This is a genomic window from Paenibacillus sp. FSL K6-1096, assembly GCF_037977055.1.
Classification (GTDB): domain Bacteria; phylum Bacillota; class Bacilli; order Paenibacillales; family Paenibacillaceae; genus Paenibacillus_AQ.
In genome coordinates this window covers 1,758,095-1,778,695 of the sequence record NZ_CP150274.1, presented here as the reverse complement: position 1 = coordinate 1,778,695, position 20,601 = coordinate 1,758,095, and the positions used below count along the sequence as shown (strand labels likewise).

The window sequence follows — 20,601 nt, the reverse complement described above, 5'->3', positions numbered from 1 at the left end:
ATTAGTATAGCATTGAAACCGCCCGGATGGCTGGATATTCGCCGTGCTGAAATTCCACAATTCGTCATAAAATGTACAAACACATGGTAAAGGATGGTGGAAAATGTGGAAGAACGCAATCTGAGGGACCTGCTGGACTCCGCTTCCCGGCTGATTGGCGATGTGCAGTGGCAGGCGGCTTTTCGCAAGGTGCAGATGGCTCCCGCAGATGCGGAGCTGGCTGATCCGGCAAGGAAGCTGCTGGGGACGCTGTACTGGCTGCAGGGGCAGGGGATCATCAGCGGGCTGCATGATTATCTGGAGGCCCCGGACGACCTGAATAACAAGCTGAAGAATACGGCCGGCACGTATGCCGGAGTCCATGGTTATGAGATGGGGCCAATCAGCAATCAGACGGAGCAGCAGATCACCAGCCAGCGCCAGGGGGTGACGGACAGCGCCATCCGCTGGCACAAAGCCGGGGGCATTGTAGCGATGAGCTACCACGCCAATCTGCCGGGAACTGCCCCGGCCTGGACGAATGTATCGATGAGCCTCAGTGAAGCCAATTTTACCCCGTACATCACATCCGGAACGCCTCAGAACAAGGCCATGCTTGCAGAGCTGGATAAGGTCGCAGTCTTTCTCAAAAAACTGCAAGACGCCGGCGTTCCCGTCCTCTGGAGACCTTACCATGAGATGAACGGCGGCTGGTTCTGGTGGGGGCAGAAGTCCTCTTTTGTCACCCTATGGAACCTCATGTTCGACCGCTACACCGTCTATCATCAGCTGCATAATCTGCTGTGGGTATGGAGTCCTAATGCGAAGAACAAGAATAGTGAGGACCCGGCGAAGTATTATCCCGGCAGCGGCAGAGTGGATGTGCTGGCAGCGGATATCTATGACGGGGATTACAAGGATAGCCATCATGACAGTATGTGGGATCTTGGACGCGGCAAGCTGATCGCCATTGGCGAGAACGGCCAGCTTCCGCAGGCTTCTGTTCTGGCAGGTAAGCAGAATAAATGGAGCTACCAGTTAACCTGGGGCAAGCTGCTGTATGAGCAGAATAAGGAGGCGGCGATACAGGCTTTTATGAAAGACAGCTTCGTGCTCTCCAGGGACGAGTATGCAGCCAAAGCAGCCGCCTTCGATGCCTCCGCAGGAGTGCTTCCGAAGCCGGGACTGTACGGGCAATACTACAATAATATTAAGCTTAGCGGCACACCTGCCCTGACCCGGACGGATGCCAATATTAACTTCGCCTGGAGACAGGCCTCGCCCGGCCCGGGGGTCAACGCAGACCTGTTCTCGGTACGCTGGAGCGGCAGACTGAGTGCAGCGTTCAGCGAGACGTATACGATCTACTCCTACTCGGATGACGGTATCCGGATATGGATCGACGGGAAGCTGGTCATTGACAGCTGGATCAAGCAGAGCGGGGAGGAACGGAAAGGCACGGTGGACCTGATTGCGGGGAAGCTGCATGAACTGAAGGTGGAGTATTACGAGAACCAGGGAGATGCGCGTGCGGTGCTGATGTGGGAGAGCAAGAGCCAGGGCAGAAGCGTGATTCCGCTGGAGGCTCTATACCTCCCTGAATAAGCAGATGAAGACAGATCAGATTTGTTCGCGGTAGCTGATGTTGTTGGCGATTTTCTCATCGCGGACAGCCTGGCGCAGAATATCCTTAACCTCATGAGCCCTACGGATTCTATAGAAGGGAAGCTGTGGAGATGAAGTATCATCCGACAAAATAATAAGCGTTCCAATGCCCAGAATACGCTGCATAATGGACTGGGTGACGGAGAAATCGTTGACGCGCAGCAGCTCGATTTCTTCGGCATCCTTACCGATCAGCCCGCTTCTCACCTTGATCCGCTGGGACGTAATCGTGTATCTCGTCGTATTCAGCCCGATCAGCCCCTTGAGACGGTCGGAGATGCCGGCAGGCTTGCCCTGCCATAGCTCGGTTTCCGGCTGGGAGCCGCCGCCTCTGCTTGTAACCGTACGTTGTGAACCGCCCGCCGCAAGATCCCCCGTGTCCGCTCCGCATTCTCCGCAGAACTTGGCACCTTGCTTGTATTCTGAACCGCAGGCTGTGCAATAAGGCATAGGATCGCTTCCTCTCATTTGACAGATAGATTCATTATAATATAACGGAAATCCTCCGTCATCACAGGAACCGGACCGGATTTCTATTCATTGCATACGCTTTACTGCAGAAAGATGTTTCATTTCCTCCGCTTTTACAATAATTTCATTTGCGCTTAACCATAATCGCGATTATTCTGTTAAGTGGAGGGATGACAAGATGAGACAAGCTTTACTGGCGGGTGTGCTATTTGCTGTTCTGGTCCTTAGCGCCTGCGGGAATAACAGTGCTGAACCGGCTTCCCATGAAGAGGTGCAGAACACGGTACTTAACTTTTATAATGAAATGTCGAAATTCGACGAAATGGGTAAAACCTCGCTGGAGAACTTCAATGCTACACTAACCTCGTATTCCACCGGACAAGCCACCGGCAAGGAACTGCAAAAGGCTCTAGATCAATTCCAGAATACTGCCTCCGAGATATCAGATCAGGTGAGCGGGATTAAGATCTCGGGGAGCCTGCCGGACACCATAGAGACATTGCTGAGAGAATCCTTCATTGCCTTCAAGAGTGCGTATGACCTTAAGGAGCAAGCCTCCAAGAGCGCGGTGTCACCGGATGTAACCGCTGAGGAATTCAACGCCATGAACCAGCAGGCAGACGTAGCCATGCTCTACGGCATCTCCAAGCTGAACGAAGCCAGACTGGAAGTGGGACTGATTACGTCAGAGGACGGCCTGCAGACCAGTGTGGGAACCGGAACTGAAGCGGATGCCGGAACCAAGAAGGATGCAGCAGATGCTGGCAGCAACACAGGCTCGGAAAGTGCCCCAGGGACTATAGCAGACTAAAGATAATTGCATAAAAGAAATCGGATGAAGGCGCTTCACAGCTGAACTGTAGGCGTCTTTTTGCTGTGCATAGGCCCTTTGCTCTATTCCTCTTAGCCTGCCGGGATGACATTAATTTCTGCTTGCCTAAGCGGCCGAGCCGCAGCTATAATACAAACATATGTTCTGTGTTGAGTGGAAAGATACATCAGATAGGAGGAACGGAGATGGGCAAGAAGCTGGAGGATAACGGATTAGCAGAGCGCAGACGGATTATTTCCTCGTATATGGAGCAGGCAGGAAGGGTGGAACGGGAGACCTGGCATAGCCTGAGGCCGGTGCTGGATGCGCAGAAGGTGGAGGAGATTGAGCATACGCTGGCCTTGTCGCTTCGGAGTCATGTGCGGGTAACGGTTGAATTGTATAGCCCTTTGGAGCGGAGACGCTTAAGCGGATTTGTGACTTCCATCCACACCCACTCGCGTGAATTCAAGCTGCAGTGGGCGGAGGAATGGAAGTGGCTGCTGGTAGATGATGTGGTGGAGGCTTATATTGTCTAGGGTGAAGACAGGACGGGGAGCTGTGGTGTGAAAAGAATCCGGTTATTCCCCGCTATCCGTCTTCTCATACGCAATAAGTGTGACCTCCGGGATTCCGGTCATCTTGGCAATCGCGGATTCAGCCTCGCGGATCACCTCGACGACCTCCTCCCGGTTGTCAAATGCCGCGATACGGTAGCTGTTGCTGTGAATATCCATATTCATTCCGCCTTTCTGAAGGGTTAGGAGTTTACAGTCTATATGCTTATTCTGGCCGGAGCGGCCGGAATTTATCAGGAAGCGGCGGATGGAATTCGTCGAATCCTATGCTTTTATCGGGAAAATGGGTAGTTCTCCGGGAAACTGGAGCAAGCCGTCCGGCACAGACATGCATATACTGTACCAGGGGGTGAGTATATGCTTACGCTTGAGCAAGTGAAGAGCAAATCGGCAGGAAGGCTTAGCAATCTGCATCCGGCCGTGCTGGCCGGGGCCAACGAGCTGATCAGACGAAGCTATAACCGCGGGGTCCCGATCATTATCACGCAGGGAATGCGCACCATCGCAGAACAGAATGCACTGTACGCACAGGGAAGAACGAAGAAGGGCAATATTGTGACGAATGTCCGCGGCGGCAGCAGCTATCATAATTATGGACTGGCGGTTGACTTCGCCCTGCTCCTGCCGGACGGCAGGAATGTGTCCTGGGATATGAACCGCGACGGGGATGGCGACAAGGTCGCTGACTGGCAGGAGGTCGCGCAGGAGGCGAAGAAGCTTGGCTTCGAATGGGGCGGGGACTGGACCTCGTTCAAGGATTACTCGCATCTACAGATGAGCTTCGGACTGACCACTGCAGAGCTGCGCGCCGGCAAGAAGCCGACCGCCCAGCAGGTGAAGGCCGCGCTGAGCATGATAAACGGAGGTGAGCCAGACGTGAACAAGGATACTCCGGTCAATATCACACTGAACGGCCGCAAGCTGACCACCGGACTCATGGATAACGATACAACCTATGCACCGGTACGGACCATAGCCGAAGCGCTTGGAGCCCAAGTGGCGTATGATCCGCGCACCAAAACCGTGAACATTGTGAAGGAATAAAGTTCTCTGTATAGACCGTGTCCCGGATGGGGAAATTATCAGCGATAAACCACCATCCATGAAGGGGGCACAATATTTTGAACAAGCTGATTACAACGATTGCCTGCGGTACAGTTCTGTCCATGAGTCTGCTCGGAGCCGGTGACATCTCCGCAGCAGCAGGCGGTATGACGACCACGACTCCGGGCGTTATGAGCACCTCTGCTCCAGGCATGAACAGCACCACCACTGACGGACGTATGGGCAATATGGGCGACCACATGATGGACCGCGGCAACACCATGATGAATAATACCCGCGATACCTTGCGCCGGGATGATACCATCATGCGCGACAAAATCCGTACCGGCGACAACAGCTCCGTCTCCCCGCTGTCCAACAATAACACCACGGGCCGCTACCGGGCACAGAGCACCACCACGAACAACAACAACGACAACCGCTCCAACTGGGGCTGGCTCGGTCTGCTCGGTCTCCTCGGCCTGGCCGGCATGCGCAGCAGAACTGGTGAGCGTGACCGGCATTAGACCGGGAAGCACCAACAAGAAATTGAGTAGAGACAAAGCCCGTATCAGCTTCGGCTGGGCGGGCTTTTGTTGCAGTCATTAATTATGTGAAAACTGATTGCGTATCCTTAAGATACGTGATATTATATTCCTTGTCGCGTGAACAACGCACAACTCATGCCGGGGTGGCGGAATAGGCAGACGCACAGGACTTAAAATCCTGCGGTACGTGAGTACCGTACGGGTTCGACCCCCGTCCTCGGCACTAATAAGAAGTAGGGAAAGACGCATTCAGTCGAATGCGTCTTTTCTATACATACAGATCAAAAACAGGAAAATGTGCAGCTAAGCTAGAATTATGCAGGAGAGGAACTACGCAGCTCATTGAAGAGATAGAGCGCATCCTTGAAGCCTTGCAGGTAAATGGAGCGTTCAGTAATAGCGTGAAGGGAAAGCTGCGTGTCTTCATACTGAAAAGCAGCATCCTGATGCTCCTCCGGCAGGGCGTTTCTAAGTTGGTGGAAGTACTGAACACTCTCTTGCAGCAGCATATTATACGTAGTATCGTTATCCAGCAGTTCCCGGTACATCGCTTCAAGCCGGATACGAATCAAGGGATCAGTTAAAGCTTCTAAAGATTGATACAAACCTGACACCTCCCTGTCGTTAACCTTATAAGGTTATTATATAACCTTGTAAGTGATAATGTAAAGTTAATATTTAACTCTATAAGGATAACGGAAAGCGGAGCATAACTATAGATACATAATTAAGTGGAGGGGAGCTGAACCTTATGCTAAAAAGCAACTTAAGAATGCTAATGGCCAAACACCGGATCGACGACATCACCGAGCTGATGGAGAAATCAGGCCTAAGCCGGAATTCGATTAACAAACTATATCGGGAGACCGACTTGGAGACTGTTAAGCTGGAGACGCTGGTCAGGTTATGCGATACGTTTAAATGTAAGCTTTCGGAGTTGGTGGAGTATGTGCCGGGGGAGTAAGGAGAATAAGGGAGTGAATAAAAGAGTGCCTTGGGGTGCTCTTTTTTGTTTGCATTTTTTAAGCAAAAAACGATTGAGCCAATTCCATATGCAGGAAAAAGATTAACTCGAAAAGAATACATTTTATAATACTTACACTTTTGTATGATGGTTTAGGGGAGTGGACATGAAAAGGTACTTATGGGATGAAGTCGCCTGCAGCTGAAATGAATTCTAGTAGTGGCAGTGATGGTATTCCATTGTTTACTCCAAAATCATTGCAAAATGAAATGGAATACAATTTCAGTGAAACGTCTTGGTATCTACTTATTAACTACTACTTAATATCGGATGAGGATAGGACAATTAAAATCATTCTTAACAAAACAAAAAAGGAAGTTGCTAAAGAAAAAGCTCAATCCATTTCAGGCGCTGTAGCGAGTCTTACCTACAATGATGGACGTACAAACTACTTGGTTTATAAAGTGATAGATAGCCACAATCAAGTCGTATATATCTTTGATCGTTTGAAACAAAACGCTGAGAAAATGACAGCAAAGCTAAAAGGAATATATAAGCAAGCGGACGGTGCAATTCTTGAAATAAAACCACGCGATAACGGCTGGAGTCAGATTGACGTTACGATTTCAGATTCATGGTATTACTCTCAAGATTTTCAGAAAGAACGATTTATTGAATCGTACGGAACTTTAATTTCGCAGACTATACTGGATTACAAGTATGTAATTACGGATGATGACAGAGTATATGTTTATTTCATAGATGAATATGGTACAAGGTTTGCTTCTCCGAAGCTTTTTGAAGGTTGGAAGGTAAAGGAATAGAGGGGAATGTTAATGTGGAATAGGGGACAAACGTTGCTAAGAGGACACTAATATTACTATATTAACCAGAGAGTTTATAGTATTATTTATATATCTGTTTTTTATTTAATAGATAATTAGACCTAAGTCATTACAAGAAAGATCAAATACATGGAGGCTAACATGAGTACCCTTACACAGCAGCAACTTGAATCCCATCTGTGGGAGTCCGCCAATATTTTACGCGGAAGTATTGATTCATCTGATTACAAAAACTATATCTTTGGCATGTTATTTCTTAAACGGCTAAATGATGTATTTGTGGAAGTGGCCGAAAAAATAGAGCGTGAAGAAGGCGAAACCTATGGCTGGACAGACCGTGATGAGCACCAGTTCTTCGTACCTGAGCGTGCACGTTGGTCTTATATGACTTCTATTACCAGCAATGTAGGTGAAGCCATTAATATTGCCTTTGAAAGTCTTGAAGAAGAGAATCCGAAGCTGCAAGGTGTTCTTGCTAGTATAGACTTTAATGATAAAGAAAAGCTGCCTGATAAGCTGATCCTAAAACTAATCCAGCATTTTGGAAGCATTAATCTTCGTAATGATAACCTTACTGAACCTGATATGTTGGGACGAGCTTACGAGTACTTAATCAAACAATTTGCTGATGCTTCAGGTAAGAAGGGGGGAGAATTCTATACTCCTAGTAAAGTGGTGGAGCTAATCGTTAAGCTAATCAAACCTGAAGAAGGAATGCGTATTTGTGACCCAACCGCAGGTTCTGGCGGTATGCTTATTCAGTCTGTGGATTATATCAAATCCAAAGGCGGTAATCCTCGTAACCTGACGCTGCACGGCCAAGAACGAAATCTCAACACCTGGGCTATTTGTAAAATGAACTTGCTCCTGCATGGTATGAGCGACCACCGTATTGAAAAGGGTGACACCATCCGTGATCCTAAGTTAACGGAAGACAGCGAACTTATTCTATATGATCGTGTTATCGCTAATCCGCCTTTTTCCCTTAGTAACTGGGGACGTGAAGAAGCGGAAGCCGATTCCCATGGACGTTTTCGTTTTGGTATTCCTCCGAAAGATAAAGGGGATTTGGCGTTTGTTCAGCACATGGCGGCTACGCTTAATCATAACGGTAAAGCTGGTGTTGTTATGCCGCACGGTATTCTGTTCCGTAGTGGAGCCGAAGGCCAGATTCGTAGAGGTCTGCTTGAAGGATTGCACGGTGAAGAAGGATTAATCGAGACGGTAATCGGCCTGCCATCCAATCTCTTTTACGGAACGGGAATTCCTGCTTGTATCGTGATTCTCAATCGGAATAAGGAAGAGCACAAGAAGGGTAATGTACTGTTTATTAATGGGGCGCTGGATTACCAGGAAGGCAAGAATCAGAATGTGCTTCGTGATCAGGATATTGAGATGATCGTTTCTGCTTACGATGCTTGGCAGGATATTGAAAAATATGCACGGGTGGTTAGTCTTGATGAGATTAAGCAAAACGACTATAACCTGAACATTGCTCGTTATATTGATTTAGCTGAGGAGAAAGAAGAAATCGACGTGGAAGAAGCGATTGCGGCACTTCGGCAGATGGAGCAAGAGCGAGAAGAGATTGAAGCGAAGATGTATGGGTTTTTGAAGGAGTTGGGGTATGATGCGTAGTAACAACTGGACTAAAACTAAGTTGGGAGACTTAGTAACATTAATTAATGGAAGAGGATTTAAATCAACAGAGTGGTCTACTCAAGGGTTACCGATAATTCGAATTAGTAATTTGAATGGAGATATACAGTTTAATTTTTACCTGGGGGATTATGAGGCCAAGCATTTAATTACACATGGTGATTTATTATTTTCTTGGTCAGGAAACAGAGGCACATCTTTTGGCCCTTATATTTGGAAAGGACAACAGGGGCTACTAAATCAACATATTTTTAAAGTGACTCCTAAGGACAATAATATTAAGCACTACCTATATCAATTGCTTAAACATTTAACTTCAGAAATTGAAAAAAAAGCTCATGGTGGTTCGGGGTTGGTACATGTGAGAAAATCTGACTTAGAGAATTATGAGATATATTTACCATCGTTAGAAGAACAGCAAAAAATTGCTGATATCCTATCTTCCGTTGATGAAGCCATTGAAAAGACAGAAGCGATTATCGACCAAACCGAAACAGTAAAGAAAGGCTTAATGCAGCAGCTGCTGACAAGGGGAATTGGGCACACGGAATTTAAGGGGACGGAGACAGGGGCGATCCCGACAACGTGGGAAAATGTCTCTTTAGGGGATGTTATTGAAACTCTCAAGGCTGGTGTAAGTGTTAATTCTGAGAACAGAAGAACAATTAAATCGGAACTGGGGATTTTGAAAACAAGCTCTGTTTCAGACAGAGTTTTTAATTCTGATGAACATAAAGCTATATTACCCGAAGAGTACACTAGAGCTGCGGTTAATCCCAAAAAAGATCACATTATTATTAGTCGAATGAATACACCATCATTAGTGGGATCGAGTTCGTATATTGACAAGGATTACCCGAATTTATTTCTTCCAGATCGTCTTTGGCAAGCAACAGTAGCTCATGAAAGAGTATATCCCCTTTGGTTAAGTTTTATATTAACTTGGTCTAATATGAGAGAAAAAATAGGTGGAATTGCTACAGGTACAAGTGGGAGTATGAAGAATATTTCAAAACAGGCATTTCTTTCTTTAAGTATTTGTCTCCCATCATTGGCCGAGCAAAAAAAAATAGCAGGTATCCTTCAGTCTTTAGACAACCGTATATCAACTGAAATGAATAAAGTTAAAATGCTAAAAAATTTAAAATCAGGACTAATGGGAAGTCTATTGACAGGCAAAGTCCGCGTCCACACCGATCAACCTGAAGAGGTACTGGTATGAGTTCAAGCAATTGGAATGAAAAACAACTAGTCGAGAACCGTCTAATTCAGCAACTTCAGGATATGGGCTATGAGCATCTGCATGGCCCTTCCCTGGATACCGAAAGAGAAACAGGCCGTGAAGTGGTCTTAACACAGCGACTAACCAAAGCTATCAGAGACTTGAATCCTTGGCTTTCGTATAACAACCTGAGCAAAATTGTCCGCTCTATTACCCATGTGGAAGCGGCCAGCCTGATGGAAGCCAACGAGAAGTTTCATAGTATATTGGTGAACTACATTTCCATACAGCAGGATCTTGGCAAGGGGAAGAAAGGACAGACTGTAAGATTAATCGACTTTGATAACTCATCTAACAATGAATTCCTAGTTGTTGATCAATTCACAATCACTGGTGGGGAAAAACCGATTCGTCCTGACTTGATCCTGTTCGTCAACGGACTGCCGCTTGTGGTAATTGAATGTAAAAGCCCGATGGTCTCCATTGATGAACAGATCGGTAAAGCTGTTAAGCAAATGCTTCGTTACCAAAAGGGTTATGAGCATCTTTTTCACTATAATCAGATCCTAATCGCTACAAGTAATGACCGTGCTAAAGCAGGAACGGTTGGGGCACAAGTACAACACTTTGGAGAATGGAAAGATCCGTACCCTATAACCAGTGCTGAAGTTGGTATCAGCCCCACACCTCAGGATATTCTTGTCGCAGGCATGTTATCCAAAGCGAACCTGTTGGATCTCATTCAGAACTTTATTGTTTTTGAACCTGAAGGCGGCCGTGTCATCAAAAAGCTGGCTCGCTATCAGCAATTCCGCGCCGTACACAAGGCAGCAAACCGCATCCTGACGGCAAGTGATCCAGGAGATCGTGGTGGCGTAGTATGGCATACGCAGGGTAGTGGGAAGTCACTTACCATGTTATACCTGGCGGTCAAGCTGAGACGAATCGAAGCATTAAGTAACCCGACTATTATCATAGTTACGGATCGTAAAGATTTGGATAATCAGATAACGAATACATTTCGCCGTTGTGGGTTTGCTAATCCTCAGCAGGCTGAAGGCGTACGCGACCTGAAAAAATTACTTCAGCAGGGACCAGGCTCAACCATTATGACGCTGGTTCAGAAGTTTCAAACGGACAAAGACCAGGACAAATTCCCTGTGCTTTCTACCGCATCAAACATAATTGTTATGATTGATGAATCTCATCGCTCCCAGTATAAAGGTCTTGCCATGAACATGCGGACAGCTCTACCAAATGCCTGTTACTTAGGTTTTACAGGTACGCCAATCGATAAAGAAGATAAAAGCACAACACGCACGTTTGGGTCTTATATCGACAAGTATACGATTGAGCAGGCGGTGGATGATGGAGCGACAGTTCCTATCTTTTACGAAGCGCGTATGTCACATCTGCATGTGGAAGGGGAAACGCTGGATCAGTTGTTTGACCGTAAATTCCGCGAATATGACGAAAATACCAGGGAGCGGATTAAAAAGAAGTACGCTGACGAAGAAGCCATTATCGCAAGCCCAAAACGGATTGAGCAGATTGTACTGGATATTATCAAACATTATGAAGAACATATTCAACCAAATGGGTTTAAAGCTCAGATCGTAGCGATCTCAAGAGACGCGGCAGTGACCTATAAGCAGAAGATGGATGAACTCAGCGATCTGGAGTCGGCGGTCATCTATTCATCCAGCAACGACGATGACGAACGTAAGAAGGAATATGCAATCTCTAAAGATGAAGAAAAGCTGCTGATAGAACGCTTCAAAAAGTCGATGGATGAAGATAAGCTGTCCTTCCTGATCGTATGTGACAAGTTGCTGACAGGTTTTGACGCACAAATTGAACAGGTCATGTATCTGGATAAGCCACTTAAGGAGCATAACTTGTTGCAAGCGATTGCCCGTACCAACCGTACGTATGACGGTAAGACTTATGGCCTTATTGTGGATTACTTTGGCGTATCTAGCTTTCTTGAGAAGGCGCTTGATATTTTCTCCATAGATGATATTCAAGGAGCACTTATGCCAATCGGCAGCGAACTTCCCAGATTACAGAGCCGTCATCGTGCAGCAATGAGATATTTTGACTATATCCGTAAAGACGATCTGGAGAGTTGCATTCAAATTCTGGAACCTGAAGATGTGCGGAGTGAATTTGAACATGCTTTCAAGCTATTTGCTAAGAGTATGGACATGATTTTGCCTAACCCGATGGCTCAGCCTTATGTGAGCGACCTGACCTTTCTCGGTAAAGTAAGACAAGCTGCCAAGTCCCGATATAAGGTGGAAGATATGGATATCAGTGACCTGGGTGAAAAGGTCAGACAACTGATTGCTGATCATCTGCGGGCTTCAAAAGTGGAAATTTTGCATGATCCCATTGATATCTTGTCTAGTAAGTTCGAACAGCATTTGAGCCAGTTCCAAGGTGAAGCCAAAGCTTCTGAGATGGAGCATGCCATCCGTCATGAAATTAGGGTGAAGCTTGAGGAGAACCCTGTACTATATACTTCACTGAAAAAGAAGCTGGAAGAGCTGATCGAAGCTCGGAAGCTGAAGCAGATGGATATCTTTGAAATGATGGAGAAGATGCAGGAGATTATGGGTGAAATGCGGGATGCAGCCAAGCAGGGGGCACACCTTGGGCTTACCCGCGAACAATACCCTTTCTTCTTGATGCTGGAAAAGCAGCTTCCTGAAGAGGAGGATAAAGAAGCGCTTAAAGCCTTAACCGAAGTCATCACAGAAAAGATTCAGGAGCTGTCCGTTATTGAATGGACGCAGAAGGATGATGTAAAGCGGGAAATGCGGAAACAAACCAAGCGTCAATTACGGGTATTTAAATGTCCAGAAGACAAGCTGGAGTCATTGACCATTCAGCTCGTCGATCTGGCAGGAATTCATTACCGAAAATAAGGATGCTTAAAGAACATTAATGGGGACGTAATAGTAAGGATCTATAGAGTTAACGAAGGACCGTTAATTCTGAGCCATTCCTTCCGTTCCTCGTAGTCAGGCATTACTGATCTAAGGAAGCTCCAAAATGCTTCGGAGTGATCTGGAATTTTTAAGTGAGCCATTTCATGAACAACTACATAATCAACAATACGCAGGGGAGCCATCATGATACGCCAATTGATCAGAAGCTCTCCTTTTTGCGTACAACTACCCCAACGCTTTTCTTGGTCTTTAAGGAGCAGTGAGGTAGGAGTTAGACCCATTAGTTTGCTGTATTGTTTAATGCGTTCTTTGATTTTCGCTGTACCGTAAGCTTTGTACCAGTCAATACAGAGATTTTTAAGTTCCACCGTTTGCTGTTCTTGGCTGTAATGAATAGGGAGATCTGCGTTAAATCTCCCGTTTTTAAATTGAAGTTTAGCTGTCTTTATGGGTTGCTTAGTAACTTTCAATCGATAAGCTCTCCCAAGGTAAGAAATCTTCTCACCACTTAGGAATTCATGATGCGAAACCTGTTCTTCAATCTCACGGAATCCATACTGCTTCTTTAATATCCAGGGCGCTTTATTGTACATGATCTGATCAATCTGGGCTTGCTCTATGCCTTCAGGAGCAATGACACGAACTCCTTCGTACATATCTACTGAAATGGAGACGTCTCTTTTGTCTGGCTTACGTATCAGGGTATATTCTATGGTGGTAGTTCCGTAAGTCATTTGATGCTGCATTTGTAACGCTCCTTTGAATTCTTGAACTTTTGTGGTCAGTATAAAAAGTATAGACCAAACTTTTGTTTGCTGGCAAGCTGCTACGTTTGAAGGCGAAAGGAGCTATGTTATACAGTAAGGGTCAGTAAAAAGATGGCTATTAATTGGTATAGTATTTTATGTGAATGAAGAATAGGAGTGAGGGATAGGTGCGTATTCAACAATGGAGATGGGAATATATGGAGAGGAATATACTAGAGTTTAATCGTGGATTACATACAAAAAGTTTTGCAACTAAGAAATTCACTATGTTCTACCATTGGTATTATCACCCTATTTTGGATCTGTTTGCTCCGAGTAAATTCATTGGGTATAGTAATACAAATCATGAAAATTATAAAGGGGAGGGAAACGGGGGACAAACCCAAAAATTATTGAAGAACTATTTTGATCCCGTTTCTATTGATGAATATGAATTATATTTAGACAAATTAACTAAATATGCTGACTCATTTGGGCATAAGCTTTCGAAAAGATTATCCACAGCAGGTGGAGGGTGGATTTATATACCTAATAAAATTGTTGAGCGTTTTATTGAACATGATAAATCATATGAGGTTGGTATAGACAATGAAGAAGTTTTGTTTAAAGAGGGAGCGGGAAAAAGAATTACTGTTAATAAATATGAACGAGATCCAAATATAAAGAAGGCCGCCATATTGGTTCATGGTGTAACGTGCATGGGGTGTGGGTTTAACTTCGAGGAACATTATGGTGAGTACGGTAAGGGGTTTATTGAAATACATCATCTTGAATCGCTCGCTAGTATAAAGGGAGAGCACTATGTAGATCCCAAAGAAGATATTGCAGTCCTATGCGCAAACTGTCATAGAATGGTTCACCGTAAAAAGGATAACCCATTAACGTTAGAACAGCTAATCATGATGATAAATAGTAACAAATTATAAGACAATTCTAATTGAGAATGAGAACTTGTGTTCCTGTTATTATGCTGATATAATATACTTAAGCTCACAGGATTTTATTGAGTTTGGTATCAGCGAATCCTGTTAAGCTAACAGCGAACAGATAGCCAAAAGTGTACTCATAGCAAGGGTTTGTGGAAAGGCAAGACAGCACAGGACTTAAAATCCTGCGATGGGTGACCATCGTACGGGTTCGACCCCCGTCCTCGGCAGTACAACAACAAGGGTTTCAGCTCATTAGAGCTGGAGCCCTTGTTTGTTTTTTGAGTGGTTTACTAACATTTTGCTAGCGGCACTTCTTTTTCTTGTAGATTCGAAATCTCCGACACGCTCGAAGTGGTGTTTATACAGACTCCACGACGAGTCGTTTTTGTTCAAACTCTGCGTTCGAGAATTCGGTCATGCTCCATTCTGTGTAGCTGTCATTGCTTTCCCTTAATAATTCAGAAATTTATCCTCCCAAGTGTCTTCTGATTATCCTTCTTATAATATGATTTCAAATTTTGTGATTTGCGATACATTTTCATAATCCCTTAAATAGAACGCAAGTTCGGAAGGGGGATGGTGGATTATTAGCGAATTATCTATTTAGCTTAGTTCAAAAGTCTATACCTGGATTTTTGAACTATAAATAATTTATGGATTATTTTGGAATTTGAATAGAAGATGGTTTAATATAAGGAATTTATTAATTTATACTCGTGTATCTTCAAAAAAAGAAAAAGAGGCGAAAGGTCTGTAAGGAAGTATACTAAGAAATGGGGGAAAATACTGTGATAGAATAGAACAAGCTCGACAAGAAGTATATGAACAAATTAAGCAAAATTCATAATGGATTGGCTTGATAAATTACGTTCAAGTGATAATCAGTACAGCCCGAGAAAATGGGGTTAAGAGCTTTTTATAATGCAAAAAAAGGTAACAAACTTATTTAAGAGTGCTTGGTTATTGGATGGCATTGTGTTAAATGTTCTATCTATTACTGATTTTAATGCACTTAAGAAAATCAGAGAGGGTATTTGATTCGTCGTTTAAAAGAACAAATTTAGAAATGGAAAATTAAAAATAGCCAATAACTCTAATTTGGAAGGAAATAAAATGTCATGTTACAAGAAATATCACTAAGTAAATTTAAAGCCTTTTCAGAATTACCGCCACTAAATCTAAAACCTTTGACTATTTTGTGTGGAGTAAACAGTGCAGGGAAGACTTCTATCTTAAAAAGTCTGCTTTTATTAAAGCAAAGTTATGAGAACTCATCGGCTACGAACGAACTCACCTTAAATGGGCCTTACTCCATTAATGGTACTATGAAAGATGTGTTACATAAATCTAAAGGTGAAAATTTTAGTATTAATAATAAATTTACAATTGGTTTTCATGGGAATAGGTATACATCTAATTCAAAGCAAGATGTTTCAACGGGCAGAGAGTTAGGGAAAATTTCAGGATTATCTAATCGACAAGTATCCTCATTTGAAATAGAAGTGCGGTGTAAGGTTAAAAAAGGAATTGTTTCAGCAATGTGGGATACTAATTTTATAGAAAATTATGAGATATGTATTACACCATATTCAGGGAATGGAGATATTTTAGAAGATAAAAAATATGAAATCCGGCTAGATTATAGTGTTGGAAAAAAAGGGAAATATGATATTCGTTTAAAAAACTTTCCTACTTTGAGCGGTGAAAATCTAGATAAGACCTTAGAAGGATGCTCTTGTTACTTTAGCGGTATGCGTTTAAATAATTTGTATTATGAGAATGCAGAAAAAGGTTTAAAATTAAATGATTTTTTAACAAATGTATATGCAGTTTGCAGAATTGTTGCTAATCAATACAACGGAATGAAGTATCTTGGGCCGCTGAGAGAGAACCCAGAAAGACAATATATTATTAATAGAAATGCTGTTACTGTTAGTAGTACGGGAGCAGATACACCATTTCTATTAGCAAAAAACCAAGAAAAGAAAATAAGTGGAGATCTTTTTCCACCTCAACATGAAGAAAATTTTCCCGAAAAATCAATTGGAAAAAGAAATGATTTATTAGAGTTAGTTGAGGCCTGGATGTCTTATTTTGAGTTGGGGAAATTAGACATCATAAATCAGCAAGATGTATTACAACTTAATATAAGAAACGTTAATATCGCTGATGTTGGATTTGGTGTGAGTCAAGCATTACCTATAATAGTACAAGGTATTTCTCTTGAATATGAACAAGTATTCTTATTGGAGCAACCAGAAATACATTTGCATCCAAGAATGCAAATGAGAATGGCTGATTTTCTTATATCTTTATCACAGACAAACCATAAGGTAATTATTGAAACGCATAGCGATCATATAATAAATCGTTTGGTAAGAAGGGCTCTTGAATCACCAGACAATAATATAATTGATAATATCGCAATCTATTTTGTGAAGAACTCAGTTGAAGGATCGCTTGTTGAAGAAGTTAAAATTGATAAGATAAATGGCATTACTGATTGTCCGCCAGAATTTTTTAGTCAGTTTGCTGCTGAAACGAGTCACATAGTACAGGCTGGGTTTAGTAACCTTACAAAAGGGAGATTGTAATATGCAACGTGCAATTCTATCTCCCTGTTTATTGAAGGTACCTCAAAATAGCTCTAACGAAGAAGAATTTTTACACTATGTGGCATTAAAAGAATTAATAGATGCCCTTTTTCTTTTTACTAAGTTACGATTTGAATATTATAAAAAAGCTCCTTATGAGGGTTTTAAGATGGAAATTCCCCATTATAGTAACAATTTTACACTTAATAATTTGGTCACAGTTAATATTTTTAGTGTAATTCAAAAAATGATGATACATGAATATGTTGACCTAGAGGGTATTTCACCAGCTCGCTGCACTTCTCAAATGAATTTGCCCGAAGGAGATTTAACAGAGGCATTTCTTAGCTATCTTAATTATATTCAAGGAGAAGAATCTTTGTTGTTTATTGGTCATGATAATTTAAACATTGCAAGACCATTACAATTTTTTGCAACAAAAGAATTTAAAATAGAAACTTCAACCTTTATAAAAATTGAGTTAACAAACGTTATGCTTCCATTTCTAAAGGATAATTTCGATAAAGATGATATTTTTCCCAGAAAAAGGTTTTGTGCAAAGTATAATGATTACGTATTAAACAAAATAAAATTTAATGGATTGTCAATAAATGAGAGTATATCTATTTTTCAAGAAATTGGTGCTCTTGTGGCCTTTTATAATTGCTATGAGAAAGATATTGGTCTATCAGCTAAAAATTCTTCAGGTACAAAACTTAGAACTGTTTATAAAAAAACAGTAGGGAAAGTATATTATCTGTCGATTGATGTTGAAAGTGGTGGTTTTGAAGTGTTTGACCGAAATTTTGTGCATTTAGGTCAATATAATTTTAGTTGCGAGCTGGCAAAACAAGCTGATAGCAAAACTCACAAACTCCATCGTTGATAATATTCATAATGCTAATTAATTTTGTTAAGCTTTGATGGGTTTAGTTTTAATAATAAAAGCATCCTATATAAATTTAAAAAAAACATTATATCGTAATACTTGGGTGACCTTTTAGGTCAATGCCCCTTACATCACGTCAGAGTGCATCGATGATAGCACAGAGTTCGCATACATACATAAAGGGCAATAATGTAAGCTTTTGCCCTTTGATTTGCTAACATTTTTGCTAACATTGCTGCATATCACAATCCCTGAACGTAGAAGTGTATTGAACAAAAAATAGCCTTCAACCCGCATGGTTAAAGGATTTATGTGTGATCTTTCCTTAATGTAGATGTGGAGCTAAAGGGGCTACTTCAAGACTTAAAATCCTGCGGTACGTGAGTACCGTACGGGTTCGACCCCCGTCCTCGGCACTAATAGGAAGTAGGGAAAGACGCATTCAGGTGAATGCGTCTTTTCTATACATACAGATCAATAAACAGGAAAATATGCAACTAAGCTAGAATTATGCAGGAGAGGAACTCTGCAGTTCATTGAAGAGATAGAGCGCGTCCTTAAAGCCTTGCAGGTAAATGGAGCGTTCAGTAATGGCTTGAAGGGAGAGTTGCGTGTCTTCATACTGGAAAGCAGCATCCTGCTTCTCCTCCGATAGAGCGTTCCTAAGCTGATGGAAGTACTGAATACTCTCTTGGAGCAGCATGTTATACGACCGTTAAGCTGTGGGAGTTGGTTGAGTATGTGTCGGGGGAGTGATAGTGGGGAGTTGGAGAGTGCCTTTGGGGGTGCTCTTTTTTTATTGAGTGGATTTGTAAGTTGTTTGAAGATTTCGACAAGAAACTTAAACAGGTTGAAAACAAAACATTATAGTATATGAGTAAGTCGTTAATAAAGCAATGATTTGTACGGTATAAAACAATGATTTGCAAGGTTCACAATCAATGTGGGACAAAATACAATGTAGTTAAGAGATTAATGTTCGAAGTGAAATAAGCATAGGAGTGATAAGGGATGAAGGAAGTTTTACCAATAAACTTAGCTAATCTGATCAAAACATATTCCTACCATGCTAATATTTCAGCAATACTTTTAGATGATAAAATAGAAGAAGAAGCAAATGTGTGGTTTTCAAATGTGAAATTAGATCCTGCTTCGGAAGGGAATGTCTGGTTTGAGCGACAAATAAGTCAATTCAGTTCTTCCGAGGAAATAGAAGTGTTAAACAATATAGCTATTTCTAGTCGGACAAGTGCATCGTGCAGCAATGGGGATATTTCATCGTTGAATAAAAACGATGATTTCAGGTATATTTATTCAACAATTGAAGGGGATTCGAGTATAGAAATTTCAATCGACCATATTAAAAACTCGGGTGTTTGGTCAAAAGCGGGGTTAATGTTTAGAGAAGATATCAGTTCTGATTCGAAATATGTATTTATTTTTGCAACTCCTTCTGTAAATGGGATATGCTTTCAAGTGAGAGATTCGCAATGTGAAACACCAAAATTAGAATATATAGATAAATCCAGTTTTCCTATTAGCTTGAAAATTGAACGTGTCAAAGACAGTGTTAATCTTTACTATGGCCGCAGTCCGAATAATCTGAAATTTTTTAAAGAAGTATCTTTTAAGTCAAAGAACAAGCTTTACATGGGATTAGCGATTTGTTCGTCAGAAGAAAACTCATATATGAACTGGTACGCTTCAGATTTCATTCAACTATATTGTTACAAAGATTTTAATATGCATTCGATCCCGATTGATTTCAATGTGGGTCCACATAAAGATGATTTTTACTCTTTTTGTCCGCTTCTTAACGTTCAAAAAATAAATTATTCGTTAATTGGAAAACTGGATATTTCTATTATAGATCTGATAATTAATGCAATAGATGAAGGGAACTACATTGACATTGAGCTAAATGAATTTTACATACCAGAAAGAGAGGCATATCGGGAATATTCCCGCATTCACTCCAGCATGATTAATGGGTATGACAGTGAAAACAAGACATTCGATCTTGTGGGGTATACTCAAGGTAATATTTTTGGAAATAGCAAAGTGACATTTGAAGAGTTTGAAAAAGCTCTAATAAATGATAAAGAACATAATATATTATTAATTAAACCACATATATATAGATCCTTCAGCTTTAACATAGAATCAGTGAAGAGACAATTAAATGACTATATTCATGCTGCTGATTCATTTTCAAGTCTTGTAACCAGCCGTAATTATGATCCGGATATGGTTTATGGAGTAGATGTATACGATTATCTAATACAAAATATTGTCACGAATCAAATTGGCATAAGACCATTGAATCTGATATATGAACATAAAAAGCTAATGCTAATGAGACTGAATTACATGCGAAAGAGGGATCTAATCAGTGAAGATACATTTGAGCTGCTCTTTCCGCCATTCAAATCACTTATGGATCTTGCATATACTACAAGACAGCAATATTTAAAGCATATATTGGCCTACAACATAAAGCTAATAAAAATAATTATTTCTAATTTAGTATCAATGAAAGCTAAAGAGTTAGAATGGATACCTAAATTAATTGATTGCTTAGCAAATGAGGCGCAAATAAGTAATTAACTTACTCTGGTTACCCATGCAAAAAACACCTCCAAGATTTTCTCCCTATCTTACGATAAGGAGGCATTCTCTTGG

18 protein-coding genes and 1 tRNA gene are annotated in these 20,601 nt (G+C 42.1%); 15 read left to right on the top strand and 4 right to left on the bottom strand.

Translation table 11 applies throughout. The features are described 5' to 3' along the window. Positions 1-105: 105 nt before the first annotated feature. Positions 106-1,584, top strand: a complete 1,479-nt coding sequence (locus MHI24_RS07785; protein ID WP_340025074.1) for a glycosyl hydrolase — start codon at positions 106-108, stop codon at positions 1,582-1,584. A 15-nt stretch (positions 1,585-1,599) separates the two neighbouring features. Here MHI24_RS07785 and MHI24_RS07780 read toward each other — a convergent pair whose 3' ends face one another. Further along, entirely contained in the window at positions 1,600-2,094 is a 495-nt protein-coding gene (locus tag MHI24_RS07780; RefSeq protein WP_340025073.1) for a PH domain-containing protein, read from the bottom strand. 199 nt (positions 2,095-2,293) lie between these two features. On the opposite strand from MHI24_RS07780, the gene MHI24_RS07775 reads away from it, so the two are divergent. Together MHI24_RS07775 and MHI24_RS07770 are read left to right on the top strand one after the other, a co-directional pair. After that, on the top strand, positions 2,294-2,926 hold the full coding sequence (locus tag MHI24_RS07775) for a hypothetical protein (protein WP_340025072.1): 633 nt from the start codon (positions 2,294-2,296) through the stop codon (positions 2,924-2,926). Between the two features lie 206 nt (positions 2,927-3,132). Beyond that, complete coding sequence (locus MHI24_RS07770) at positions 3,133-3,465, top strand: YolD-like family protein (protein WP_340025071.1); 333 nt, start codon at positions 3,133-3,135, stop codon at positions 3,463-3,465. A 42-nt stretch (positions 3,466-3,507) separates the two neighbouring features. Here MHI24_RS07770 and MHI24_RS07765 read toward each other — a convergent pair whose 3' ends face one another. Continuing rightward, a complete protein-coding gene (locus tag MHI24_RS07765; RefSeq protein ID WP_340025070.1) occupies positions 3,508-3,663 on the bottom strand; it encodes a hypothetical protein in 156 nt (51 codons plus the stop codon). A gap of 198 nt (positions 3,664-3,861) precedes the next feature. On the opposite strand from MHI24_RS07765, the gene MHI24_RS07760 reads away from it, so the two are divergent. From MHI24_RS07760 to MHI24_RS07750, 3 genes are all read left to right on the top strand, one after another. Then, complete coding sequence (locus tag MHI24_RS07760) at positions 3,862-4,548, top strand: M15 family metallopeptidase (protein WP_340025069.1); 687 nt, start codon at positions 3,862-3,864, stop codon at positions 4,546-4,548. Positions 4,549-4,625: 77 nt separating this feature from the next. Continuing rightward, complete coding sequence (locus MHI24_RS07755) at positions 4,626-5,075, top strand: WGxxGxxG family protein (protein WP_340025068.1); 450 nt, start codon at positions 4,626-4,628, stop codon at positions 5,073-5,075. Positions 5,076-5,233: 158 nt separating this feature from the next. Further along, a tRNA-Leu gene (locus tag MHI24_RS07750) sits at positions 5,234-5,319 on the top strand. Between the two features lie 91 nt (positions 5,320-5,410). Here MHI24_RS07750 and MHI24_RS07745 read toward each other — a convergent pair. Next, entirely contained in the window at positions 5,411-5,701 is a 291-nt protein-coding gene (locus MHI24_RS07745; RefSeq protein ID WP_340025067.1) for a hypothetical protein, read from the bottom strand. Positions 5,702-5,847: 146 nt separating this feature from the next. Here MHI24_RS07745 and MHI24_RS07740 point away from each other — a divergent pair, with 146 nt between their 5' ends. The 5 genes from MHI24_RS07740 (at position 5,848) to MHI24_RS07720 (ending at position 12,716) form a co-directional block, all read left to right on the top strand. After that, a complete protein-coding gene (locus MHI24_RS07740; protein WP_340025066.1) occupies positions 5,848-6,060 on the top strand; it encodes a helix-turn-helix transcriptional regulator in 213 nt (70 codons plus the stop codon). Positions 6,061-6,245: 185 nt separating this feature from the next. Then, positions 6,246-6,884 (top strand): hypothetical protein, encoded by a 639-nt coding sequence (locus tag MHI24_RS07735; protein WP_340025065.1) that lies wholly within the window; start codon positions 6,246-6,248, stop codon positions 6,882-6,884. Between the two features lie 162 nt (positions 6,885-7,046). Then, positions 7,047-8,543, top strand: a complete 1,497-nt coding sequence (locus MHI24_RS07730; RefSeq protein WP_340025064.1) for a class I SAM-dependent DNA methyltransferase — start codon at positions 7,047-7,049, stop codon at positions 8,541-8,543. Further along, positions 8,533-9,786 carry a restriction endonuclease subunit S gene (locus tag MHI24_RS07725; RefSeq protein WP_340025063.1) on the top strand — a complete coding sequence of 418 codons (1,254 nt, stop codon included), beginning with the start codon at positions 8,533-8,535 and terminating at the stop codon, positions 9,784-9,786. The genes MHI24_RS07730 and MHI24_RS07725 overlap by 11 nt, the downstream gene beginning before the upstream one ends. Then, a complete protein-coding gene (locus tag MHI24_RS07720) occupies positions 9,783-12,716 on the top strand; it encodes a type I restriction endonuclease subunit R (RefSeq protein ID WP_340025062.1) in 2,934 nt (977 codons plus the stop codon). Before MHI24_RS07725 ends, MHI24_RS07720 begins: the two co-directional genes overlap by 4 nt. 41 nt (positions 12,717-12,757) lie before the next feature. Here MHI24_RS07720 and MHI24_RS07715 read toward each other — a convergent pair whose 3' ends face one another. Continuing rightward, positions 12,758-13,486 (bottom strand): SprT family zinc-dependent metalloprotease, encoded by a 729-nt coding sequence (locus tag MHI24_RS07715; RefSeq protein ID WP_340025061.1) that lies wholly within the window; start codon positions 13,484-13,486, stop codon positions 12,758-12,760. A 188-nt stretch (positions 13,487-13,674) separates the two neighbouring features. Here MHI24_RS07715 and MHI24_RS07710 point away from each other — a divergent pair, with 188 nt between their 5' ends. The 4 genes from MHI24_RS07710 to MHI24_RS07695 all read left to right on the top strand — a co-directional run bounded on the left by MHI24_RS07710 (position 13,675) and on the right by MHI24_RS07695 (position 20,526). After that, positions 13,675-14,433, top strand: coding sequence for an HNH endonuclease (locus MHI24_RS07710; RefSeq protein WP_340025060.1), 759 nt, complete (start codon positions 13,675-13,677; stop codon positions 14,431-14,433). 1,121 nt (positions 14,434-15,554) lie between these two features. Next, positions 15,555-17,030, top strand: coding sequence for an AAA family ATPase (locus tag MHI24_RS07705; RefSeq protein ID WP_340025058.1), 1,476 nt, complete (start codon positions 15,555-15,557; stop codon positions 17,028-17,030). 1 nt (position 17,031) lies between these two features. Then, positions 17,032-17,916 carry a hypothetical protein gene (locus tag MHI24_RS07700; protein WP_340025057.1) on the top strand — a complete coding sequence of 295 codons (885 nt, stop codon included), beginning with the start codon at positions 17,032-17,034 and terminating at the stop codon, positions 17,914-17,916. Positions 17,917-18,930: 1,014 nt separating this feature from the next. Beyond that, positions 18,931-20,526, top strand: coding sequence for a hypothetical protein (locus MHI24_RS07695; RefSeq protein ID WP_340025056.1), 1,596 nt, complete (start codon positions 18,931-18,933; stop codon positions 20,524-20,526). Positions 20,527-20,601: the final 75 nt, after the last annotated feature.

Excerpts from the sequence above, each read along its gene's own strand:
- MHI24_RS07780 (WP_340025073.1), bottom strand. The coding sequence starts at position 2,094 with ATGCCTTATTGCACAGCCTGCGGTTCAGAATACAAGCAAGGTGCCAAG.
- MHI24_RS07775 (WP_340025072.1), top strand. The coding sequence starts at position 2,294 with ATGAGACAAGCTTTACTGGCGGGTGTGCTATTTGCTGTTCTGGTCCTT.
- MHI24_RS07770 (WP_340025071.1), top strand. The coding sequence starts at position 3,133 with ATGGGCAAGAAGCTGGAGGATAACGGATTAGCAGAGCGCAGACGGATT.
- MHI24_RS07765 (WP_340025070.1), bottom strand. The coding sequence starts at position 3,663 with ATGGATATTCACAGCAACAGCTACCGTATCGCGGCATTTGACAACCGG.
- MHI24_RS07760 (WP_340025069.1), top strand. The coding sequence starts at position 3,862 with ATGCTTACGCTTGAGCAAGTGAAGAGCAAATCGGCAGGAAGGCTTAGC.
- MHI24_RS07740 (WP_340025066.1), top strand. The coding sequence starts at position 5,848 with ATGCTAAAAAGCAACTTAAGAATGCTAATGGCCAAACACCGGATCGAC.
- MHI24_RS07735 (WP_340025065.1), top strand. The coding sequence starts at position 6,246 with ATGAAGTCGCCTGCAGCTGAAATGAATTCTAGTAGTGGCAGTGATGGT.
- MHI24_RS07730 (WP_340025064.1), top strand. The coding sequence starts at position 7,047 with ATGAGTACCCTTACACAGCAGCAACTTGAATCCCATCTGTGGGAGTCC.
- MHI24_RS07725 (WP_340025063.1), top strand. The coding sequence starts at position 8,533 with ATGATGCGTAGTAACAACTGGACTAAAACTAAGTTGGGAGACTTAGTA.
- MHI24_RS07720 (WP_340025062.1), top strand. The coding sequence starts at position 9,783 with ATGAGTTCAAGCAATTGGAATGAAAAACAACTAGTCGAGAACCGTCTA.
- MHI24_RS07715 (WP_340025061.1), bottom strand. The coding sequence starts at position 13,486 with ATGCAGCATCAAATGACTTACGGAACTACCACCATAGAATATACCCTG.
- MHI24_RS07705 (WP_340025058.1), top strand. The coding sequence starts at position 15,555 with ATGTTACAAGAAATATCACTAAGTAAATTTAAAGCCTTTTCAGAATTA.
- MHI24_RS07700 (WP_340025057.1), top strand. The coding sequence starts at position 17,032 with ATGCAACGTGCAATTCTATCTCCCTGTTTATTGAAGGTACCTCAAAAT.
- MHI24_RS07695 (WP_340025056.1), top strand. The coding sequence starts at position 18,931 with ATGAAGGAAGTTTTACCAATAAACTTAGCTAATCTGATCAAAACATAT.